The 21,911-nt window shown below is 71.3% G+C and carries 21 protein-coding genes; 2 read left to right on the top strand and 19 right to left on the bottom strand.

From position 1 onward, the window contains the following. Positions 1-204 precede the first annotated feature (204 nt). From AB0K08_RS12555 to coaD, 8 genes are all read right to left on the bottom strand, one after another. Positions 205-1,449, bottom strand: a complete 1,245-nt coding sequence (locus tag AB0K08_RS12555) for a glycosyltransferase family 4 protein (RefSeq protein ID WP_363354955.1) — start codon at positions 1,447-1,449, stop codon at positions 205-207. Positions 1,450-1,452: 3 nt separating this feature from the next. After that, positions 1,453-2,682, bottom strand: coding sequence for an LCP family protein (locus AB0K08_RS12560; RefSeq protein WP_363354957.1), 1,230 nt, complete (start codon positions 2,680-2,682; stop codon positions 1,453-1,455). A gap of 101 nt (positions 2,683-2,783) precedes the next feature. Then, a complete protein-coding gene (mutM, locus tag AB0K08_RS12565; RefSeq protein ID WP_363354959.1) occupies positions 2,784-3,740 on the bottom strand; it encodes a bifunctional DNA-formamidopyrimidine glycosylase/DNA-(apurinic or apyrimidinic site) lyase in 957 nt (318 codons plus the stop codon). Further along, positions 3,733-4,449 carry a ribonuclease III gene (gene rnc, locus AB0K08_RS12570; RefSeq protein WP_363354961.1) on the bottom strand — a complete coding sequence of 239 codons (717 nt, stop codon included), beginning with the start codon at positions 4,447-4,449 and terminating at the stop codon, positions 3,733-3,735. The genes mutM and rnc overlap by 8 nt, the downstream gene beginning before the upstream one ends. Before the next feature lie 7 nt (positions 4,450-4,456). Continuing rightward, positions 4,457-4,660, bottom strand: coding sequence for a 50S ribosomal protein L32 (gene rpmF, locus AB0K08_RS12575; protein WP_309809043.1), 204 nt, complete (start codon positions 4,658-4,660; stop codon positions 4,457-4,459). Positions 4,661-4,662: 2 nt separating this feature from the next. Beyond that, positions 4,663-5,184, bottom strand: coding sequence for a YceD family protein (locus AB0K08_RS12580; RefSeq protein ID WP_363355181.1), 522 nt, complete (start codon positions 5,182-5,184; stop codon positions 4,663-4,665). Positions 5,185-5,422: 238 nt separating this feature from the next. Then, positions 5,423-6,334 (bottom strand): UTP--glucose-1-phosphate uridylyltransferase GalU, encoded by a 912-nt coding sequence (gene galU, locus AB0K08_RS12585; RefSeq protein ID WP_363354964.1) that lies wholly within the window; start codon positions 6,332-6,334, stop codon positions 5,423-5,425. A 46-nt stretch (positions 6,335-6,380) separates the two neighbouring features. Continuing rightward, a complete protein-coding gene (gene coaD, locus AB0K08_RS12590; protein ID WP_363355183.1) occupies positions 6,381-6,851 on the bottom strand; it encodes a pantetheine-phosphate adenylyltransferase in 471 nt (156 codons plus the stop codon). 24 nt (positions 6,852-6,875) lie between these two features. Here coaD and AB0K08_RS12595 point away from each other — a divergent pair, with 24 nt between their 5' ends. Then, positions 6,876-8,087, top strand: a complete 1,212-nt coding sequence (locus tag AB0K08_RS12595; protein ID WP_363354966.1) for an aminotransferase class I/II-fold pyridoxal phosphate-dependent enzyme — start codon at positions 6,876-6,878, stop codon at positions 8,085-8,087. On the opposite strand, the gene rsmD is transcribed toward AB0K08_RS12595, so the two are convergent. The 5 genes from rsmD to AB0K08_RS12620 are packed head-to-tail and all read right to left on the bottom strand — an operon-like array spanning position 8,040 to position 14,477. Further along, positions 8,040-8,657 (bottom strand): 16S rRNA (guanine(966)-N(2))-methyltransferase RsmD, encoded by a 618-nt coding sequence (gene rsmD, locus AB0K08_RS12600; RefSeq protein WP_363354968.1) that lies wholly within the window; start codon positions 8,655-8,657, stop codon positions 8,040-8,042. The genes AB0K08_RS12595 and rsmD overlap by 48 nt on opposite strands. A gap of 10 nt (positions 8,658-8,667) precedes the next feature. Beyond that, entirely contained in the window at positions 8,668-10,854 is a 2,187-nt protein-coding gene (locus AB0K08_RS12605) for an ATP-dependent DNA helicase RecG (protein WP_363354970.1), read from the bottom strand. Continuing rightward, positions 10,851-11,891, bottom strand: a complete 1,041-nt coding sequence (locus AB0K08_RS12610; RefSeq protein WP_363354972.1) for a DAK2 domain-containing protein — start codon at positions 11,889-11,891, stop codon at positions 10,851-10,853. Before AB0K08_RS12610 ends, AB0K08_RS12605 begins: the two co-directional genes overlap by 4 nt. A 10-nt stretch (positions 11,892-11,901) precedes the next feature. Continuing rightward, positions 11,902-13,374 (bottom strand): polysaccharide biosynthesis tyrosine autokinase, encoded by a 1,473-nt coding sequence (locus AB0K08_RS12615; protein ID WP_363354974.1) that lies wholly within the window; start codon positions 13,372-13,374, stop codon positions 11,902-11,904. A 26-nt stretch (positions 13,375-13,400) separates the two neighbouring features. Then, positions 13,401-14,477: an LCP family protein gene (locus AB0K08_RS12620; protein ID WP_363354976.1), complete on the bottom strand. Its 1,077-nt coding sequence runs from the start codon at positions 14,475-14,477 to the stop codon at positions 13,401-13,403. Positions 14,478-14,662: 185 nt separating this feature from the next. On the opposite strand from AB0K08_RS12620, the gene AB0K08_RS12625 reads away from it, so the two are divergent. Further along, on the top strand, positions 14,663-15,205 hold the full coding sequence (locus tag AB0K08_RS12625; RefSeq protein ID WP_363354978.1) for a DUF3515 family protein: 543 nt from the start codon (positions 14,663-14,665) through the stop codon (positions 15,203-15,205). A gap of 93 nt (positions 15,206-15,298) precedes the next feature. On the opposite strand, the gene AB0K08_RS12630 is transcribed toward AB0K08_RS12625, so the two are convergent. The 6 genes from AB0K08_RS12630 to leuC form a co-directional block, all read right to left on the bottom strand. Next, complete coding sequence (locus AB0K08_RS12630; RefSeq protein ID WP_363354980.1) at positions 15,299-16,453, bottom strand: D-alanine--D-alanine ligase family protein; 1,155 nt, start codon at positions 16,451-16,453, stop codon at positions 15,299-15,301. Further along, positions 16,450-17,526, bottom strand: a complete 1,077-nt coding sequence (locus AB0K08_RS12635; protein WP_363354982.1) for an NAD(P)H-dependent glycerol-3-phosphate dehydrogenase — start codon at positions 17,524-17,526, stop codon at positions 16,450-16,452. The genes AB0K08_RS12630 and AB0K08_RS12635 overlap by 4 nt, the downstream gene beginning before the upstream one ends. Continuing rightward, on the bottom strand, positions 17,523-18,287 hold the full coding sequence (locus AB0K08_RS12640) for a lysophospholipid acyltransferase family protein (protein ID WP_363354984.1): 765 nt from the start codon (positions 18,285-18,287) through the stop codon (positions 17,523-17,525). The genes AB0K08_RS12635 and AB0K08_RS12640 overlap by 4 nt, the downstream gene beginning before the upstream one ends. A gap of 9 nt (positions 18,288-18,296) precedes the next feature. Then, positions 18,297-19,625, bottom strand: coding sequence for a UDP-N-acetylglucosamine 1-carboxyvinyltransferase (gene murA, locus AB0K08_RS12645; RefSeq protein WP_363354986.1), 1,329 nt, complete (start codon positions 19,623-19,625; stop codon positions 18,297-18,299). Between the two features lie 127 nt (positions 19,626-19,752). Next, positions 19,753-20,355 carry a 3-isopropylmalate dehydratase small subunit gene (gene leuD, locus AB0K08_RS12650; RefSeq protein WP_363354988.1) on the bottom strand — a complete coding sequence of 201 codons (603 nt, stop codon included), beginning with the start codon at positions 20,353-20,355 and terminating at the stop codon, positions 19,753-19,755. Positions 20,356-20,357: 2 nt separating this feature from the next. Next, positions 20,358-21,863, bottom strand: coding sequence for a 3-isopropylmalate dehydratase large subunit (leuC, locus tag AB0K08_RS12655; protein ID WP_363354990.1), 1,506 nt, complete (start codon positions 21,861-21,863; stop codon positions 20,358-20,360). Positions 21,864-21,911: the final 48 nt, after the last annotated feature.

Consider the following 21,911-nt stretch of genomic DNA (forward strand, 5'->3'; position numbering starts at 1 on the left):
CGTGGACGCGCAGGCCGTGACCCGCGAGGATGGCCGCCGTCGGCAAGCCGATGTAACCCAGGCCGATCACGGCAACGCTGGAGATGTCAGTCATGGAATACGTCCTTAAATCGATGGTTGCCTGCGGTGGGCGTCCCCCGACGCGACCGAGGACAACCCTCGGCTGGCGGTTCAGGGTGGGACGACGACCGCAGGCAGATCCGGTCAGTGGCGATTATAGGGGGTCGCCCGGTCTGCACGGCGCAGCACGGTGTCCCGGGCACGTTCCACGAAACGCCGGCCCAGCTGCGGCAGGTCCGCGTGGCGGCTCACCCATTGACGGCCGCGGCCCGCCACGTCGGTGCTGCCCTGCTGTTGCGCCAGGCGCCGCCATGCCTCGGCCAGGGCCTGCGGTTCAGCCGGCACCAGGGTCGAGGCCCCGGACTCCTCGAGGATCCGTGCGGCCTCTCCCGTGACGACCCCCGTGACATGGCGGCCCACGGCCAGCAGCTCGTAGGTCTTCGAGGGAACGGTCCATTCGAAGCTGGGCCAGTCCGGGCGCAGGGTGACCAGGCAGGTGTCCGCCCACGCGTACTGCGCCGTGAGGGCGGCACCGTGCACGGACTCGAGCATCTGGACCGGCGCGCCCAGGGAGGCGTTCAGCGCGGCCAGCCCGGCGCGCTGCGTGCCGGAGCCGACGAAGCGCACGGTGATGTGTTCCGGTCCGTCGGTCACGAGCGAGGCGGCCCGGATCACCGTCTCCAGGCCCTGGCTCTCACCGTGGTTGCCCAGGTACAGCACGTTGAGGTGCCCCCGGGGCCGGATACGCGCGGGCAGGGCGGGGATGGCGCCGAGGGGCACCCCGTTGCCGACGACGTCCACCCGCTCGATGCCCCGTTCCCGGAGGCGTTCGGCGAACCCCTCCGTCACGGTCACCACGAGGTCCGCGGTGCGTTGGGTGCCGGTCACCAAGGACTCCATGAGGCGGCTCAACAGCCCGGTGGACACTCCCGATTCGCGGGCCAGGTCCGGCCAGGCGTCCCGCATCTCCACGATGAGGGGTACGCGGCGGAGCCGGGAGAGGGTCCAGCCGGCCACCACGGTGGGCAGCGCCGGCACGGTGATGACGATCACGTCCGGCCGGCCGGCCCGCAGGCCCACCGGGATCGCGGCCACGGCATGGAGGATGTGACCGAGGAACCGGCCGTCGCGGGTTCCCCGGAGGGCCGACCAGCGAAGGGTCCGGTGGATCCTCTCGCCCCAGGGTCCCAGGGCGGGCCCCGTGCCGGAGGTCCCGGACTCCGGGACGGCCTCGTGCCCGCCACCGGGGATATGCCCGGGGTCTGCCGGGGGGACCACGATGTCCACCTCCCAGCCCTCGGCCCGGAAGGCCTCCACGAAGGCGGCCCACCGCCGTTCCGGCGGTGTGCGCTCCGGCAGGTACGAATGCGTGATCAGCTGCACCCGCATGGACTAGGCCCCGGCGCAGACGGGGGCTGCGGCCTCCGTGGAGGCGCTCCCGGACTCGGCCGGGCCCGATGCCGAGGCGGAGGCAGGGCTCGACGCGGGGTCAGTCGCGGGGTCGGTCGCAGGGTCGGTCGCGGGCTCGGACGTCGCATCCGAGGGGGGCTCCGACGCGCCGGCGGTGGCGTCACCCGGGGCGGAGGTCCCGGGCTCGGCCTCCGGTGCCAGGTAGTCGCCCAACCGGTCCTGCTGCAGGGCGCGGCGCAGCTCCTCCATGGCCTGTTCGTCCTGGAGCACGATCGAGGCCCCGCCCGGTCCCTCGGCCGGCGGACCGTGGGGGATGGTGAAGGTCTGGATGTCACCGGAGCGGATCCCGTTCAGCTGCAGCCCGTACCCGGCGATCGTCGCGGCGTCGAGCCCCTCGTCCACGGAGATGAACGGCACGATGGCGTTGACCACGTCCATCACCCGCTGCGGGTTGGCCAGCGTGTCCACGGTGAGGATCTGGTCCACCATGGCGGACACGAAGCGCTGCTGGTTGGCCACCCGTTCGAAGTCACCGCCCAGGAAGGCCTTGCGTTCGCGGACGTACCGCAGGGCGTCGGCACCCTGGAGCAGGATCTCCCCCTGGGGGTAGTAGGACGGGTTCACCTGGCCGGAGGAGAAGGCCGTCGGATTGCACACCTCCACGCCGCCCAGGGCCTCCGTCAGCCCGTTGAACCCCTCGAAGTCGATGACCGCCAGGTGGTCGACGTTCACGCCCAGCATGTCCTCCACCATGGCGGTCACGAGCGGGTAGCCACCCAGGCCGAGGGCCGCGTTGACCTTGCGCTGGCCCTCCCCGGGGATCTCGACCCAGAGGTCGCGCACGATCGACATGACGAAGATGTTCTGCCGGTCCTCGGGGATGTGGACCAGCATCATCGTGTCCGAGCGGGCGCCGTCCTCTCCCTTGTTCTCTGCGGTGTCCATGCCCTCGCCCCGCGAGTCAGAGCCCATCACCACGATGTTCAGCGCACCGTCCGAGGCGGCCTGCTCGGTGGCGATGCCCGCGTCCACGGTCTGGCGCTTGTCATTGAAGGTGGAGGCGATGGAGGCGACGTACACGCCCACGAAGACGAGGACGACGACCAGCAGGGCGGCCACGACGATCAGGGCGTTGCGGACGGTATGGCGCTTGCGACGGGTCCGGCCACGGGAACGGCGCGGCACGTAGTCGTGGTTCTCGGTGTGAGCCAAAGGGTGTCCCATCCATGCAGAAAGTTCCAGACCATCTTAGACCGCGGTCCTGGAACCGCTGGCCCGGCCGTGGGGCCTGGCGCCGGGGCAGGGGACCCCGATCACCAGCGTGCGCGCCGGGGCACCGGCTGGCACCGGGGGCAGTAGGCGGAGGAGCGGTTCATGAACCGGTCCTTGACGATCAGGGAATCCCGCCCCTCGGCGGCGCAGCGCGGGCACATCCGGCCGGCCTGCCCGTAGACGTTGAGGGAGCGGTCGAAGTATCCGGACTCGCCGTTGACGTTCACGTAGAGGGCATCGAAGCTGGTGCCGCCCTGAGCCAGGGCGTCCTCCATCACGTCCTGGACGGCGGTCAGCAGCCGGGCGGACTCCCCGCGGTTCAAGGTCTCGGTGGGCCGGGCATAGTGCAGCCGGGCCCGCCAGAGGGCCTCGTCCGCATAGATGTTGCCGATGCCGGAGACCAGGGACTGGTCCAGCAGCGCCCGCTTGAGCCCGGTCTTGCGGGACCTCAGCCGCCGGTGCACCGCGGACGGGTCGAAATGGGGGTCCAGCGGGTCCCGGGCGATGTGCGCCACGGAGGCCGGCAGGAACTGCTCGGGCCGATCCGCCGACGGCACCAGGGGATCCAGGAACAGCCCCCCGAAGATGCGTTGGTCCACAAAGCGCAGCTCGAGTGCGGAGCCGCCCTCTGCGGTTCGGGTGCCGGTGCCGGTGTCCTCCAACAGGATCCGGATCCGCAGGTGCCGCTGCACCGGGTCTGAGGGGGTGCTGACGAGCAGCTGTCCGCTCATCCCCAGGTGGACCACGAGAGCCTGCTGACCGTGCGGGTCGGCCGGCTCCTCGTCCGGGCGGCCGGCCAGGGGTACCCACAGGTACTTCCCGCGGCGCTGTGGTGCCGCCAGCCGGCGGCCGGTGAGCTGGGATTCGAAGGCCGCCGCGCCGCCGTCGTGCCGGCGGGTGGACCGGGCGTCCAGGACCTCGACGGCGGAGACCGGGCGCCCGGCCGCCCAGGTGGCCACGCCACGCCGGACCACCTCCACCTCGGGGAGTTCAGGCACGCCGGGCTGTTCCGGCCGCCTCGGCGGCGGCACTCACCGCATCCCAGGATCGGGCGGCGGCCTGACGCTCCGCCGCCTTCTTGGATGGACCGGTGCCGCTGGAGTAGGTGACGGCCCCGATGACGAGGGTGGCGGTGAAGACCTTGTCATGGTCCGGGCCGGTGGACTCCATCCGGTACTCGACCCCGCCGAGGCCGCCGTTCGCGGCGGCCTCCTGGATGAAGGTCTTCCAGTCCGTGCCGGCCCCCATGGCGAGCTTGTCCTCCAGCAGGGGGACCACGAGGCGGTGGACCAGTGCATGGGCCGCCGCGAGCCCGTGGTCCATATAGGTGGCACCGATGAGGGACTCCATGGTGTCGGCCAGGATGGAGTCCTTGTCAGCACCGCGGGTGCGCCGTTCGCCCTCGCCCAGCAGGATGGACGGCCCGACGCCGATGCTGCGGGCCACGGAGGCCAGGGCGCGGGTGGAGACGACGGCGGCACGCTTCTTGGCCAGGTCACCTTCGGTGAGGGCGGGATACGTGCGGTAGAGGTGGTCGGTCACCACGAAGCCCAGGATGGAGTCGCCGAGGAACTCGAGGCGCTCGTTCGTGGGCAGTCCGCCGTGTTCATAGGCGTAGGACCGGTGCGTCAGGGCAAGGACAAGCGTCTCGGGGTCGATGGTGACCCCGAGACGCTGGTGCAGGTCTTCAGTTGACTGAGGCGCCACGGGCACCTCAGGCGTCAGCGACCTTGCGGCCCTTGTATTCCAGGAACATCGGCGTACCGGCGGAATCGGTCACGACCTGGGCCTGATGCGGCAGGCGGTAGGTGACGCGGCCGTTTTCCACGGACTTCACCAGCGGGGGCACGGTGGCCTTCCACTGGGAGCGGCGGGCACGGGTGTTGGAACGGGACATCTTCCGCTTCGGGACTGCCACGGCTATCTCTCTTCTGTCTCGTCGGATGAGGTCTTCGGTTCCGGTCCGGCGGTACCGGACGCGGGGGTCTTCGTCAGTTCGGCCAGGGCCGCCCAGCGGGGATCCAGCTGTTCGTGGACGTGGTCTTCGCCAGCGTCCTCCAGGCGAATACCGCAGTCGGGGCACAGTCCCTGACACTCCGGCCGGCAGACCGGCTGGAAGGGCAGGGCGGTGACCACGGCGTCCCGGAGCACGGGCTCCAGATCCACGGTCTCGTGCACCACCAGGCGCTCTTCGTCGTTGCCACCCTCGGGGGCGGCCGCGAGGAACAGCTCCTGCAGGTCAACGGTGATCCCGTCCTGAATCGGGTCCAGGCATCGACTGCACTCCCCCACCAGCTCGGCGTGAGCCTCACCGGTGACCAGAATGCCCTCGTGGACCGCTTCCAGACGCAACTCGACGTCCACGGCTGAACCAGCCGGGATGCCGATGAGCGGAGTGGACAGTGCCTCAGGGGCTGACCACCGCTCCTCCAGGGTCCGCATGGACCCCGGGCTGCGCACCAGGTCCCGGACGGAGTGCACCCAAGCCTCCGCTGCACCGGCTGCGTTCGGGGACGATGACGCGGACATCAGCATTCCTTCCGATCGGCAGTGGTGGCGGTACGGATCCCCTCGCACGGTGTGCACCGTGCTCCGGCATCCAGGCAGGACGGAACCCGCGGGACCGACTCACCAGTCTAACCGTTCAGGCCGCCGCTGACCAAATGGCCCGCCGGTGGCCTCACAGCCCGCTGGCGAACTCCTTCAGCCAGGGACGCAGCCCCGGGCCGAGGTCCTCGCGGGCACTGGCCAACTCGATGACGGCCTGGAGGTAGCTCAGCTTGTCACCGGTGTCATAGCGCTTGCCCCTGAAGACGACGGCGTGCACACCGAAGCCCTCGCCCTCCCCCTGGGCCAGGACCTGGAGGGCGTCCGTCAGCTGGATCTCGTTGCCGCGGCCGGGACCCGTGCGCTCCAGCACCTCAAAGACCACGGGGTCCAGGACGTAGCGCCCGATGATGGCGAGGTTGGACGGCGCCTGTTCCACCGGCGGCTTCTCCACCAGGTCGGTCACCCGGACCACGTCCTCGGACCCCTCCGGCACGGCGTCGACCTGGGCCACGCCGTAGGCCGAGATGTTCTCCGGGGGCACCTCCATCAGGGCGATGACGGAACCGCCCTTCTCCTGCTGGACATCGATCATCCGCTCGAGCAGGTCGTCCCGTTCGTCGATGAGGTCGTCGCCCAGCAACACGGCGAAGGGCTCATCGCCCACGTGCTGCTTGGCGCACCACACGGCGTGCCCCAGCCCCTTGGCGTCGTTCTGGCGCACGTAGTGGATGTTGCCGAGGTTGGTGGCCTCCTGGATCTTGTCCAGCTTGCCGAAGTCCCCCTTCAGCTCCAGGCTCCGCTCCAGGGCGGGCACCCGGTCGAAGTGGTCCTCCAGGGCGCGCTTGTTGCGGCCGGTGATCATCAGCAGGTCCTTGAGCCCGGCGGCCTTGGCCTCGGCCACCACGTACTGGATGGCCGGCTTGTCCACCACCGGGAGCATCTCCTTGGGCATCGCCTTGGTGGCCGGCAGGAACCGGGTGCCCATCCCAGCGGCGGGGATGACGGCCTTCTTGGTGCGGGGATTCTGCGAGCGCTGAGTCATGGGTGCAGGATAACCTCTCCGGGCGTGGGCCTGTTCTCGGTGACGGTCAGCCCTCGTGCAGCCGGCGCATGACGGCGCGCGGGACGAACTCAGAGACGTCCCCGCCGAGCTGTCCCACTTCCTTGATGAGCGTGGAGGACAGGTGTGCGTACCGGCCGTCCGTGGGCAGGAACACGGTCTCCACCCCGGTCAGATGGCGGTTCATCGCGGCCATGGGCATCTCGTACTCGAAGTCGGCGGTGTTGCGCAGGCCCTTGATGATGGCGTTGGCCCCCGCCTTGCGGCAGAACTCGGCCAGCAGGCCGTCGCCCATCGGCACCACCGAGATCCCCTGCAGGGAGGAGACCGTCTCCCGGATCATCTCGATCCTGGTGTCCACATCGAAGCGGTACTTCTTCGCATAGTTGGTCGAGACCGCCACGATGACGTCGTCGAAGAGGTTGGTGGCCCGAGCGATCACCTCGACGTGACCGTTGTGCAAGGGGTCGAAGGATCCTGGGCAGACGGCGCGGCGCATGCCCTCGAACATACTATGGAGCCCATGCCCGCCGCATCACAGCCAGCCCGGCCCCGCGTCACGCCACGACATCCACCGTCCGTCTTCGAGACCATGACCCGGCTGGCCGCACGCCACGGCGCCGTGAACCTGGGCCAGGGCTTCCCGGACACCGACGGCCCGCACTGGGTCCGGGCGCTGGCCGCGGAGGCCGTCCTGACCGGGCACGCGAACCAGTACGCGCCCGGGCGCGGCGACCCGGGTCTGCGCCGGGCCGTGGCCGCCCACCAGCACCGCCACTACGGCCTTCAGGTGGATCCCGAGCGTGAGGTGGTGGTGACCACCGGGGCCACGGAGGGCGTGGCCGCCGCCCTGCTGGCCCTGGTGCAGCCGGGAGACGAGGTGGTGGCCTTCGAGCCCTTCTACGACTCCTACGCGGCGGTCACCGCCCTGAGCGGGGCCCGCTTCGTGACCGTCCCGTTGGCGGCACCGGGCTTCCTCCCGGACCCGGCGGCGCTCGAGGCGGCGATCACCCCGCGCACCCGCGTCCTGCTGCTGAACACGCCCCACAACCCCACGGGCGCCGTGCTGCCGGCCGACGTCCTGGCCCGGCTCGTGGCGGTGTGCGCCCGGCACGGAGTGCTGATCATCAGTGACGAGGTCTACGAGCACCTCGTGTTCGACGGCCGGCATCAGCCCGTCGCCTCCGTGCCGGGCGGCTCGGACCGCACCCTGACGGTGTCCTCGGCCGGCAAGAGCTTCTCCCTGACGGGGTGGAAGGTCGGCTGGGTCACCGGGCCGGCGGACCTGGTTCAGGCCGTGTACTCGGTGAAGCAGTTCCTCACCTATTCCTCCGGCCCCGCGTACCAGCCGGCCGTCGCCCGCGCCCTGGCGGAGGGCGACGGATTCCTCACCGAGCAGCGCCAGCGGTACCGCGCGGCCCGCGACGGGTTGGTGGCCGGGCTGCGGACGGCGGGCCTGGATCCCGTGGTGCCGGCGGCCGGGTACTTCACCGTCGCGGACCTGGCGCCGCTCGGGGTGGCGGACGCCCTGGGTGCGGCCCCCGTGCTCGCGGAACGGGCCGGCGTCGTGGGGATCCCGGTCAGCGCCCTGTGCAGCCCGGCGGCGGACCCAGGCGGGACGGCGCCGCTGGCGTCCTGGATGCGCTGGGCGTTCTGCAAGTCGCCGGCGGTGATGGCGGAGGCGGTCTCACGGCTGCAGCGGTTGCCCGGCGTCCTCGGCGTCCCCGGCAGCTGAGGGTCCCGCGGCCAGGCAGAAGTACAGTGTGGTCTCTCCGTAGCGGCGCGTCTCGAAGTGATCCAGTCCGGCAGGCCAGTCGGGTTCGGCCGACCGGGAGGACCGCTCGAGCACCAGCAGGCCCTCGGGCACCAGGACCGCCGCGATCCGCTCGAGGGTCCCCGCCAGCGCGGCCCCGGCCAGCGGATAGGGCGGGTCCGCCAGGACGAGGTCCCACGGCCCGGCTCCCGCCGGCGAGTCCAGCACCCGGTCCACGTCTGCGGCGCTGACCTCCACGACGGGCCGGCCCACGCGGTGGTTGAGCGCCTGGGCGTTCTGCCGGCAGACGGCGGCGGCGCGCCGGTCCCGTTCCACGAGCAGGACCCGTCGGGCGCCCCGGCTGGCCGCCTCCCCGCCGAGGGCGCCGGACCCGGCGAAGAGGTCCACGACGGCGGTGCCCTCCAACCAGCCCCGGCTCGCCAACCAGGAGAACAGGGCCTCCCGGGTCCGGTCCGTGGTGGGGCGGGTGGCGTCACCCGGCACGGACTGCAGCTTCAGCCCCCCGGCGTGGCCGGCGATGATCCTGGGCATGCTCGGTGCCTCAACCCTTCTCGATGTAGTCGCCGGTGTCCTCGTGTCCCGCCTCCCAGGCCGTGACGGCCCCGGTCAGCGGCGGGTGGTCCAGCGTACCGTCTGCGCTCAGGTGCCGGTCGATCCAGTCCGCCGCCAGTTCGATCAGCTCGGCGTGCTGCAGCACCCTCAACACCCTCAACCGGCTGCCTCCGTGCTGGCTGGCCCCGAGGACGTCCCCCTCGCCGCGCTGCTGGACATCGGCCCGGGCGATCTGGAGCCCGTCCTGGGTGGCCGCGAGCACCTGGAGGCGGTCCAGCGCGGGGTGTCCGTCCGGAAGGCGGGTGGCCAGCAGGCAGATCGCCGGGGCGGTGCCTCGGCCGACCCGGCCGCGCAGCTGGTGCAGGGTGGACAGGCCGAAGGCATCGGCGTCCAGGACGGACATGACCGTGGCGTTGGGCACGTCCACGCCGACCTCCACCACGGTGGTGGCCACCAGCACGTCCACCTCCCCCGCCACGAACCGGCCCATGGTCTCCGCCTGCGTCGCCTGGTCCTGGCGGCCGTGGAGGCCGGCCAGGCGGAGCCCCTGCAGCGCCGGGATCGAGGCCAGGCGCGGCAGCATGTCCTGCACCGCCGCGGCATCGGCGTCCCCGCCGGCATCCTGATCACCCGGCTCGATCTTCGGGCACACCACGAACGCCTGGTGGCCGGCGGCCACCTGTTCGGCGATGACCTCCCAGACGCGGTCGATGATGCGCGGGCCATGGGCCATGCGGGCCACGTGCGTGGCCACGGGCTGCCGCCCGGAGGGCAGCCCCTCCAGCACGGTGAGGTCGAGGTCCCCGAAGACCGTCATGGCCACTGACCGCGGGATCGGGGTGGCGCTCATGACGAGCAGGTGGGTGCCCGGATTGGCCCGGCGCAGCGACTCCCGCTGGTCCACGCCGAAGCGGTGCTGCTCGTCCACCACGGCCAGGCCCAGGTCCGCGAACTGCACGGTGCCGCCGAACAGCGCGTGGGTGCCCACCACCAGGCCGGCCTGCCCCGAGGCGATCTTCAGCAGCGCCGCCCGGCGCTGGGCCGCCGTCAGGGACCCGGTCAGCAGGACCACCTCGGTGGCCGGCCCGTCCGGGGCGTCCAGCCGTCCGGCCCGGGCCAACGGGCCCAGGGTGGCCGTCAGGGAACGGTGGTGCTGTGCGGCCAGCACCTCGGTGGGGGCCACGAGCGCCGCCTGGCCCCCGGCGTCCACCACCTGGAGCATGGCCCGCAAGGCCACGAGGGTCTTGCCGGAGCCCACCTCGCCCTGCAGCAGCCGGCTCATGGGCCGGTCCCGCGCCAGGTCGGCGGCGATCACCGCCCCGGCGGAGAGCTGGCCCTCGGTCAGAGTGAAGGGCAGCTGCGCATCCAGCGCGGCCAGCACACCGTGTCCGATGGCGGGCCGCGCCACCGCGTCCGGCAGGGATGCCGCGTGCCGCCGCAGGGCCAGGGCGCCCTGCAGCACCAGCGCCTCCTGCAGCGCGAACCGGCGCCGGGCCCGCAGCGCGTCGGCCACCTGGCCCGGCCGGTGGATGTCCGCGTAGGCGGCGGCCAGGGTCGGCAGGGGCACCCCGTCCGTGCTGGCCGCCTCGAGCAGCTCGGACGGGACCGGGTCCGCGGACTCTCCGGGATCCGACGGGCCCAGGGCGTCCAGGACGGTGCCGATGCTCGCGCGCAGGACCCAGCTGGGGAGCTTGGCCGTGGCGGGGTAGATCGGGACGGGCGACAGGTCCTCCTCCCCCGGGACCTCGGCGCCGTCCAGGACGGAGAAGTCGGGGTTGTTCAGGGTCAGGTCCCCCCGGTACAGGGCCGTCTTGCCGTGGAACATGGCCCGCTGGCCCGGCTGCAGACGCCGCAGCGCGTCATGGCTGTTGAAGAACGCCATGTCGAGGGAGGCCGGGCGGTCCGAATCCTCGTCGGTGACGGTGACGTCCACGATGAAGCCGCGCCGCGAGTGCATCTGCCGGCGCTCGACCGAGACCACGCGGGCCACCACGGTGACCTGCTCCCCCACGGGCAGGGCGGCGATCGGGGTCAGCTCCCCCCGCTCGATCCAGCGGCGGGGAAAGTGCTGGAGCAGATCCCCCACCGTTCTCAGCCCCAGTTCCTGGTCCAGGCGCTTGGCCGTGCGGCCGCCCAGGAGCCGCTCGATCGGCTGCAGGAGCGGGTCCGGGCTCATGGGGTGCCGTGCTGCAGGGACGTGATCACCAAGTTCTCGGGGCTGCCGGCCTTGCGGACGAGCGCCTCGGCCGCCTCGTGGTCATCCACGTGCACATGCAGGCGCCACCGCACCGGGGCGTCGGCCTCATCCTCCCGGTGCTCCGTGCCCAGGTCCTGGGGGGCGGTGCCGGCGGGGTCACCGGCCGAGCCCACCGGACTCATGATCACGGAGTCACCCATCTCGTTCAGCTCGAACCGCAGCGTGGCCGCGGTGAGGGGGTCCAGGTCGATGCTGCACATCAGCTCGTACCCCACCGTGGACTCGCGGTCGGCGTGGATGTGCGGGGCGGACGCGGAGAAGCCGTGCAGCCCGTCGAGCAGGCCCGGATCGATCCGGGTCCCCATCACGGTGGCCCGCAGGGAGTCGAGGATCAGCATCAGCCCGACGCCGCCGGCATCCACCACGTTGGCCTCGGTCAGGGCCGGCAGCTGGCCCTCCGTCTGGACGACGGCCTGCCATGCGGCCTCCACCACCGCATCCAGTGCGGCGCCGAGCTCACGGCGGCTCATCGCCTGGTCCTCGGGTTGGCCCTGCAGCCCCGCGGCGTACTCCCCCGCTGCCTGGGCCGCGGAGCCCAGGACCGTGAGCATGGTTCCGTCCTGGGGATCGGAGAGGGCGGCCCAGCAACTGGTCCGGGCCCGCTCGAGGGCCGCCGCCAGGGTGGGGGCCGCCAGCCGCTCGTGCCCGTTCAGGGGTTCGGACATGCCGATCAGCATCACCGCCAGCAGGGTGCCGGAGTTCCCCCGGGCCTGGTCCAGGGCGGCGCGGCCGGCCGTGGCCAGCAGCACCCCGACGTCCTCGGTGGTGGACTCGGCGACCGCGGCACGGGCGGCGCGCACGGTCCCGTAGAGGTTGCTGCCGGTGTCACCGTCCGGGACCGGGAAGATGTTCATGGCATCCATCCGGTCCGAGGCGTTGCCGACCACGGTCTCGGCCAGTTCCAGCCACTGGTGCACCCGCGAGGGGCTGCGGCTGGGCGTCTCGTCCCTGGTCATGCCCGGCACCTCACCGGAATCGCATACCCGTCAGGGCCTTCTGGTTCGAGGACTGGCCCTTGCCGGAGGGCCGGCCGCCGTTGGGCCGGCCGCCGTTGGACCGGCGCGCCGAGGTGGGCTCCACGGTGTCCGCCTCGTAGGCGTACTGATAGGCGTAGTAGGTGCCGCGCTTCTGCGGCATGCGGGTCAGCACCAGGCCCAGCACCCGGGCGTCCACGGAGGCCAGGCTGTCCAGGCCTCCCTGCAGCTGCTCGCGGTGCACGTAGCCGTCCACTCGGTTGACGAGCAGCACGCCGGAGGTCATGGCGGCCAGCACGGAGGGATCCGTCACGGGCTGCAGCGGCGGGGCGTCCAGCAGGACCACGTCATAGCGGCCCTCCAGCTGGCGCAGCAGCCGGCGCATGGCCTCGGAGCCCAGCAGCTCGGAGGGGTTGGGCGGGATCTCGCCGGAGGTGATGACGTCCAGCTCGCCGTCGGGGCCCCAGGTCTGGATGGCGTCCTCGAGGTCGATCTGGCCGGACAGGATGGTGGACAGCCCCACGGCGCCCTCCAGCCCCAGGGTCTTGGCCACGCGCGGGCGGCGCAGGTCCGCATCGATGATGACCACGCGGCTGCCGGACTCGGCCAGCATGATGCCGAGGTTGCAGGAGGTGGTGGTCTTGCCCTCACCCGGGATCGACGAGGTGACCACCACAGACTGGGTGCCGCCGTCCACGTTGGTGAACTTCAGGTGGGTGCGCAGCTGGCGGTAGTTCTCGGCGCGCGGGTCGAACTGGTCGTCCAGCGAGATGATGGGCTCGTCCTCGGCCGCCTTGTGGTCGGCGAAGGCGCCCAGCACCGCGGCGTCCGTGATGCGTTCCACGTCCTCGCGGCTGCGGATGCGGGAGTCCAGCAGGGTCCTCAGCAGGGCGAAGGCCACGCCGAGGGCGGCGCCCACCACGAAGCCGAGCACCAGGTTCAGGGCGACGCGCGGGCTCGAGGGGGACAGCGGCACGGAGGCCTCCTCCACCACGGAGAGGTCCACCAGGGGGTTGCTGCTGCCCTCGGGGCTCTCCACCTCGTACACGGTGGAGATCAGGGACTCGGCCACGGCGTTGGCGATCTGAGCCGAGCGGGCCGGGTCCTGGTTCGTGGTGGAGAGGTTGATCAACACGGTCTGCGGCGGGGCGGTGGCCTCCACGGTCTCGGCCAGTCCCTGCACGCTGGTGTCCAGGCCCAGGTCGTCGATGACCGGCTGCAGGACCCGCGGGCTCGTGGCAAGGGTGACGTAGGAGGTGACGCGCTTCTCGGAGAAGCTGGACCCCTGCAGGATGTCGCTCGCGGTGTCCCCGGAGTTCACCGCCACGAAGATCTGTGTCCGGGCCGTGTAGCTCGGTTTCGTCAAGGCGGTGGCGCCTGCTGCCACGGCGACGCCCAGGAGGGTCACCAGCAGAATCGACAGCCAGTTGTTCCGCAGGATCCGGATGTAGTCGCGAAGGTCCAAGTCGCGTCCTTTCGTGTGGGTTCCGGTCACTGACCGGAAAGGTACGAGGCCATGTCGTCGTGGCTGAGCGCGGAACCGATCTCCTCGATCGCCTGCTCGTCCGGCCAGACGACAGACTGGCCCCTCGCGCGGCCCACCCCGTTGGTGGGCACCGTGAACATCTCCAGATCATCCGATCGGACGTCCGTCATGGTCCGTCCGATGGAGACCAACTCCCCCGAGTTCAGCGTTTCATCAAGCGTCAGATATGGAGACAACCCGCTAACCATATCGGATATTCTGGATGGATTTGTCAGGGTTTGTGGCGTCATCAGCTTCTGGGCCACGGCCTTCATGAACAGCTGTTGATGACGCACCCGCGAGTAGTCCCCGTCCGCGAACGCATACCGTTCGCGGACGAAGGACAGTGCGGTGTCCCCGTCCATGTGCTGGGGGCCGGCCTGGAACGACCGTCCGCCGTTGCCGGACCGGAAGGATTCCGGCACCGTGATGTCCACGCCGCCCAGGGAGTCCACCAAGCCCTCGAACCCGGCCATGTCCACGGCAGCCACGTGGTCGATCCGGGTGCCGAACATCGTCTCCAGGGTCTGGACGGTCTTGGGTACGCCGCCGAAGGAGTAGGCGGCGTTGAGCTTGTGGGTGCCCTCCCCGGGGATCTCGACCCAGAGGTCGCGCATGACGGACATCACATAGACGGCCTGGCGGTCCCCCGGGATATGGACCCACATCATGGTGTCCGAGCGTCCGGCCTGGGGCACGCCGGCCAGGTTCTCGGTCTCTCCCGAGCCGCCGCCGGAATCAGAGCCCAGCAGCAGGATGTTCAACGGCTCCTCCCTGCCCTCCTCGGCCGGCGCCTTGCTCGGACGCGTGTCCGCCTGGGGGAAGGTCGTCTCGAAGCGCTTCGTGTCGTTGTCGAAGGTGGAGGCGAGGTTCATCAGATACCCGGCGGCCACCACGCCGGCTCCGATCACCAGGACCAGGAGCACACCCAGCGTCCACCAGACCGCCTTGTTCTTCCGCTTCCGGGGCCGGGATCGGCGGGGCTCGTCGCCGAGCTGGGCGTCCTGGCCGAACTCAGGCTCGTCGGTGGGGCGTTCAGACACGTCGGTCCTCCGTGGTGTGGGCGATGGCGGTGGCCCCGGGCAGGGGCTGCGGGGTGCGGTGACCTCCGCGTCACGGTGGTCACCGGCACGCAGGCCACCAGGGAACCTGCCAGATCGGGCCAACACCGTGAAGTGCTCGTTCCATGGTACGGCACCGCCGGACCCGGACATCGTAGGCTGTCTTCATGTTCTCCCCTGACCTGGTGACCCAGCCCCGCCCTGCCGCGCGTCGCGGTGTCAGGGCCGTCGGGACGATGGCCCTGACCGGCGCGGTGCTGGCCGTCAGCGGCTGCGGTGGGCCGGTGGCGGATGTGGAACCGGCCCCCGAGGCCACCGATCCCGTCTGCGCCGAGGCCATGGTCATGCTCCCGGACGTCGTCGCCGGCCTGGAACGCCGCGAGACGGACAGCCAGGCCACGGCCGCCTGGGGTGAGCCGTCCGCCGTCATCCTCCGCTGCGGGGTCCCGGTCCCGGGGCCCACCACGGAGCACTGCGTCACGGCCAACGGCATCGACTGGGTGATCCGGGACGACGGGGAGTTCTGGACCCTGACCACCTACGGCCGGTCCCCCGCCGTCGAGGTGCTCTTCGATGACACGCGGGCCGGGTCGAGCTCGGTCATGGTGGACCTGGCCGCGGCGGTGGGCCGTATCCCGGCCACCGGAGCGTGTACCAGCACCGCACCCACCCAGGCGCCGATCCCGCAGACGGACGCGCCGTCGTCGTAGTCCTGCGCGTGGCGGGCACGGCGTGACCGGACCGTGTCACTCCGGCGGGGGCAGGGTCACGGTGCGCCTGTGGGGTCGGGCGGGTCGGGCGGGTCAGTGCAGCCCGGTGCCGCGTTCCAGCGCGAGGGCCAGCAACTCGTCGATCAGCTCGGGGTAGGACAGCCCGGTCCGCTCCCACATGGCCGGGTACATGCTGATGGGGGTGAACCCGGGCATGGTGTTGATCTCGTTGATGATGAACGTGCCGTCCGGCGTGTAGAAGAAGTCCACGCGGGAGAGCCCCTCCGCGTCGACCGCGTCGAAGGCCTCGACCGCCAGCCGCCGGACCCGGGCGATAGCCTCCGGGGGCAGGTCCGCCGGGCAGGACAGCTCCGCTGCGGCGCGGTCCTGGTACTTGGCCTCGAAGTCGTAGAAGTCGTGGTCGCCGGTGCCCTCGTGCACCACGATCTCCCCGGGCAGGGAGGCCCGCGGTGCGGCGAGGCCGTGGCCGTCCAGCACGGCGCACTCGATCTCGCGGCCCTCGATCCCGGCCTCCACGACCACCTTCGGGTCGAAGCGCCGGGCCTCCTCGACGGCCTCGGCGATCCCCTCGGGGGTGGACACCCGGGTGATGCCGAAGGACGAGCCCGCGCGGGCCGGCTTGACGAACAGCGGCATGCCGAGGGCGGCCACCCGCTGAACGGCGGCCTCTGGATCGGCCCGCCACTGACGGTCGGTGATGGTCTCCCACGGCCCCACCTGCAGCCCGGCGGCCTGGAAGGCCACCTTCATGAAGTGCTTGTCCATGCCGACGGCCGAGGCCAGCACACCGGCGCCCACATAGGGCACGGCGGCCATCTCCAGCTCGCCCTGCAGGGTCCCGTCCTCGCCGAACGGCCCGTGCAGCAGCGGGAAGACCACGTCCACGGCCCCGTGGGAGGTGCCGCTGGTGACGGAGACGAGCTCGTGGCCCCCGGCGGAGGTCAGGTGCAGCGTCAGCGGGTCTGCAGGCTCCGGGACCCGGGGCAGGTCCCCGCCGGGCAGGTCCCAGCGCCGCGGATCCGCCCCGAGGCCGTGCCACTGGCCGGTCGGGGTGATCCCCACCGGCACCGCCTCGTAGCGTTCGGCGTCCATGGCCTTCAGCACCCCGGTGGCGGTGATGCAGCTGATCGGGTGCTCGCTCGAACGGCCTCCGAACAGCACCAGCACGCGCAGGCGGCCGCCGTCGCCGGACCCCGCGGGGTGCTTGCGGTCAGGTTCCGTGCTCACGTTCGTCCTTCCGATTTGAGGTCACGGGCCAGCAGCAGGCCGGCCAGGGTGTCCACATCGAGGGTCTCGGCGATGACCGCGTTCATGGCCTCGCTGATCGGCATCTCCACGCCGTGCCGCCGTGACAGGTCCACCACGGCGGACACGGATTTCATGCCCTCCGCCGTCTGCTTGAGCCGTGCGGTGGCCTCCGCCACGCTCAGCCCCTGGCCGAGGTACCGGCCGGCCGTCCGGTTGCGGGACAGCGGCGAGGCACAGGTGGCCACCAGGTCGCCCAGTCCGGCCAGCCCGGCCAGCGTCTCGGCCTGGCCGCCCAGGCTCTCGGCCAGCCGGGTGGTCTCGGCCAACCCGCGCGTGATGACGGAGGCCTTGGAGTTGTCCCCGAAGCCCAGCCCGTCGCAGATGCCCACGGCCAGCGCGATGACGTTCTTGACCACGCCGCAGATCTCCACGCCGGTCACGTCCGTGTTCGTGTAGGGCCGGAAGTACGGCCCGGCCGTCCGGGTGGCGATCCATTCGGCCGCGGCCGGGTCCGTGGAGGCCACCACGGTGGCGGTGGGCTCCCCCCGCGCGATCTCCAGGGCCAGGTTCGGGCCGGACACCACCGCGAAGCGGTCCGCCGGCAGCTCCAGCTCCTCGGCGCACAGCTCGCTCATCCGGGCGTCGGTGCCGCGTTCCAGCCCCTTGACGAGGGAGAGCACGACGGCGGCCGGGTCCAGGTGGGCGCGGATGGCCGGCAGGTGCCCCCGGACCTCCTGTGCGGGGATGGCCAACACCACGAGCCCGGCCCCGGTCACGGCCGCGGCCAGGTCCGTGGTCGCGGTCAGGCAGTCCGGCAGGTCGATCTCGGGCAGGTAGTCCTCGTTGCGGTGGTCCCGGGTGATGGACTCCGCGATCTCGGGCCGCCGGGCCCACACGACGATCTCGGGTGCGGGGACCCCCCGTTCCACGGCGGAGTCGGCCAGGACCTTGGCGAAGGTGGTGCCCCAGCTGCCGGCCCCCACCACGACGAGCTTCTCGGGCCGGGCGGGCGCGCCCGCCACCTCGGCCGCCTCCACGGCCCCCGCGCTCACGCGGTGCCCCGGTCCGGCAGCGCCCCGCCGGGCCCCGGCCGCCCGGGGGTCGGCTCGCGCCGTGCGGTGCGCGGGTTCCACCGTCCCGACGGGGCCGGTTCGCCGCGCAGGACCTCGAGCTCACCCGTGATGGCGGACATGATGCGTTCGCTGGCCGAGTCCAGGACATCCCGCGTCAGCGGCGAGTCCCGGAGGTCCTCCAGGGGCACGGGGGCCCCGATCCTGATCCGTCCGGTCCGCCGCGGCCACGGCTTGGGCGCCCTCGCCGGTCTGGGCATGACCTCGTGGATGCCCCACTGGGCCACCGGGATGACCGGCACCCCGGTCTCGAGCGCCAACCGGGCGGCACCCGTCTTGGCCTTCATCGGCCAGAGGTCGGGATCCGTGGTCAGGGTGGACTCCGGGTAGATGATGATGGCACCGCCGTCGGCCAGGACCTGGTTCGCGGTCAGCAGCGACTCGTTGCCGCCGCGGGCCCGGTCCACGGGGATCTGCCGCATCCTGGTCAGCAGTCCGCCCACCACGGGGAGCTGGAAGAGCTCGGCCTTGGCCAGGAAGTACGGCAGGTATCCCAGGCTGTAGACCATGTGGCCCAGGGCCAGCGGATCCAGGTTGGAGAGGTGGTTGGCGCACAGGATGAACCCGTCCTCCGGGAGGTGTTCGCGGCCCTGCCACTCCTTGGACATGATGGCGTTGAGGGTGGGACGCACCGCGGCGGCCGCGGCGAAGTACCCGGCGCGCAGTCCGGCGGATTCAGTCACGGCGTTCTCCTACCGGCTGATGGCGGACAGCTCGACGTCCGCTCCGAGGCCGGTCAGCTTGTCCATGAACTTCTCGTAGCCGCGGTTGATGATCTCGATCCCGGTGGCCCGCGAGGTCCCCCGGGCCGCCAGGGCGGCGATGAGGTGGGAGAAACCGCCGCGCAGGTCCGGGATGTCGAAGTCGGCCCCGTGCAGTTCGGTCGGGCCGGAGATCACGGCGGAGTGCAGGAAGTTGCGCTGGCCGAAGCGGCACGGCACGGAGCCCAGGCACTCGCGGTGCAGCTGGATCGAGGCGCCCATCCTCACGAGCGCGTCGGTGAACCCGAAGCGGTTCTCGTAGACGGTCTCATGCACGATCGACACGCCCTCGGCCTGGGACAGGGCCACCACGAGCGGCTGCTGCCAGTCCGTCATGAACCCCGGGTGGACGTTGGTCTCCAGCACGAGGGGCTTGAGGCTCCCCCCGCCGTGCCAGAAGCGGATGCCGTCGTCGTCGACCTCGAACTCGCCACCGATCTTCCGGTAGATGTTCAGGAAGGCCGTCAGGTCGCGCTGCATGGCGCCCTCGACGTAGATGTCCCCCTGGGTCACGAGCGCGGCGGAGGCCCAGGACGCCGATTCGTTGCGGTCCGGGATGGCGCGGTGGTTGAACCCGGAGAGCTGGCTGACCCCCTCGATCCGGATGGTCCGGTCCGTCTGGACCGTGATGATGGCGCCCATCTTCTGCAGGATGTGGATCAGGTCGTGGATCTCCGGCTCGACCGCGGCGCCCTTGAGCTCGGTGATGCCCTCGGCCTTCACGGCGGTCAGCAGCACCTGCTCCGTGGCCCCCACGGAGGGGTAGGGCAGTTCGAGCTTGGCCCCGGTCAGCCCCTTCGGGGCCGAGATGTGGATGCCGCCGGGGCGCTTCTCCACCACGGCTCCGAAATTGCGCAGCACGGTGAGGTGGAAGTCGATCGGCCGGTCGCCGATCTTGCAGCCGCCCAGGTCGGGGATGAAGGCCTCGCCGATCGAGTGCATCAGCGGGCCGCAGAACAGGATCGGGATGCGGGAGTCGCCGGCGTGGGCGTCGATCTCGGAGCTGGTGGCGGACTTGGTGTCCGAGGGGTCCAGGGAGAGGTCGCCGGTCACCGGGTCCTTGGAGACCTTGACCCCGTGCACGGAGAGCAGACCGGTGACGATGTCGACGTCCCGGATCTCCGGGACGTTACGCAGCACGGACGGCTTGTCGCCCAACAGCGAGGCCACCATGGCCTTCGGCACCAGGTTCTTGGCACCGCGGACGGTGACCCGTCCCTCGAGCGGCTTTCCACCGTTGATCGTCAGCAGATTTCCCATAGGCAGTGGCATTCCTCCGTGGCCCGCCGGGTCGGGCCGTCGCTGGTGTGTGGATCCGCTGGGGAATACAGCCCGGGCGGCGCGGATCCGCACACCAGCATACGATGCCTCGGGGGACCGGCGGGGATCAGCCGGTCCGCACGGGCAGCGTGGCGGGCTTGAGGGCCGGGCGCCGCGCCTCGAAGTCGGAGATCTCCTGCTCACTGCGCAGGGTGAGCCCGATGTCGTCCAGTCCCTCCATCAGCCGCCACCGCGTGTAGTCGTCCAGGCCGAAGGCGGCGCTGACCGAGCCGCACGTCACGGTGCGGGTCTCGAGGTCCACGGACACCTCGGTGCCGGGGTGGTTCTCGATCTCCTTCCAGATCAGCTCGATGTCCTGCTGGTACACCTCGGCGGCCACGAGACCCTGCTTGCCGGAGTTCCCCCGGAAGATGTCTGCGAAGCGGGCGGAGAGCACCACCCGGAAGCCGAAGTCCTTCAGGGCCCAGACCGCGTGCTCGCGGGAGGAGCCGGTGCCGAAATCAGGCCCGGCCACCAGGACGGAGCCCCGTGAGTAGGGCTCACGGTTCAGGATGAACTCCGGGTCCTTGCGCCACCCGGCGAACAGGGCGTCCTCGAATCCGGTGCGGGTGACCCGCTTGAGGTAGACGGCCGGGATGATCTGGTCGGTGTCCACGTTCGACTGCCGCAGGGGGACACCGATTCCGGTGTGGTGGGTCACGGGTTCCATGATCAGGCCTCCTGCAGTTCGGATTCGGTGGCCGCCAGGTCGGACGGCGAGGACAGCGTGCCCCGGATGGCGGTGGCGGCGGCCACCACCGGCGAGACGAGGTGGGTGCGCCCGCCCTTGCCCTGGCGCCCCTCGAAGTTGCGGTTGGAGGTGGAGGCGCACCGCTCCCCCGGCGCCAGCTGGTCCGGGTTCATGCCCAGGCACATGGAGCAGCCGGCGAACCGCCATTCGGCACCGAAGTCCGTGAAGACCCGGTCCAGGCCCTCGGCCTCGGCCTCCAGCCGGACCCGCGCGGACCCCGGGACCACGATCATCCGGACGTCCGCGTCCTTGGTCCGGCCCTTGATGATCTCGGCGGCCGTGCGCAGGTCCTCCAACCGGGAGTTGGTGCAGGAGCCCAGGAAGACGGTGTCCACCCGGATCTCCTTCATCGGCATGCCGGCGGTGAGATCCATGTACTCCAGGGCCCGCTCGGCCGCCGCCCGGGCATTCGGGTCCTCGAAGTGTTCCGGGTCCGGCACCGCGGCGCTGAGGGACACGCCCTGGCCGGGGTTCGTCCCCCAGGTCACGAAGGGCTCGAGGGAGTCGGCATCGAGGAAGACCTCGGCGTCGAAGACCGCCCCCTCATCCGTGGGCAGCGTGTTCCAGTAGTCCACGGCCGCGTCCCAGTCCTCGCCCTGCGGGGCATGCGCCCGGCCGCGGAGGAACTCAAGGGTGGTCTCGTCCGGCGCCACCATGCCGGCCCGGGCGCCGGCCTCGATCGACATGTTGCAGATCGTCATCCGCGCCTCCATGGACAGCGCCCGGATGGCGGAGCCACGGTACTCCAGCACGTAGCCCTGGCCGCCACCGGTGCCGATCTGGGCGATGACGGCGAGGATGATGTCCTTGGCCGTGACCCCCTCACGCAGGGTGCCCTCGACGTTGACGGCCATCGTCTTGAATGGCTTCAAGGGCAGGGTCTGGGTGGCCAGGACGTGCTCGACCTCGGAGGTGCCGATCCCGAAGGCCAGAGCCCCGAAGGCCCCGTGGGTGGAGGTGTGGGAATCGCCGCACACCACGGTCATCCCGGGCTGCGTCAGGCCCAGCTGGGGCCCCACCACGTGCACGATCCCCTGCTCGGCGTCCCCCAGGGAGTGCAGCCGGATGCCGAACTCGGCGGCGTTGTCCCGCAGCGTCTGGATCTGCTTGGCCGAGACCGGATCGGCGATCGGCCGGTCGATCTCCAGCGTGGGGGTGTTGTGGTCCTCGGTGGCGATCGTCAGGTCCGGTCGCCGGACGGGACGGCCCGCCAGCCGCAGCCCCTCGAAGGCCTGCGGGCTGGTCACCTCGTGCATGATGTGGAGGTCGATGTAGAGCAGGTCCGGGGTCTGGGCCTCGCCCGCACCCTCTCCGGGGACCACCACGTGGTCCCGCCAGACCTTCTCGGCCAGGGTGAGCGGGGTCCTGTCCGCCGCTGCACCCGCTGACGTCTCCGCTACCGTGTTCGCTGCTGCGCTGTCTGCCATCTCGTGTCCTTCCGCCAGTGACATCCCCACTCTGGCACCGCCGGATCA

Origin of the sequence: Citricoccus sp. NPDC055426, assembly GCF_040677445.1 — a bacterium.
In the GTDB taxonomy this organism is placed as follows: domain Bacteria; phylum Actinomycetota; class Actinomycetes; order Actinomycetales; family Micrococcaceae; genus Citricoccus.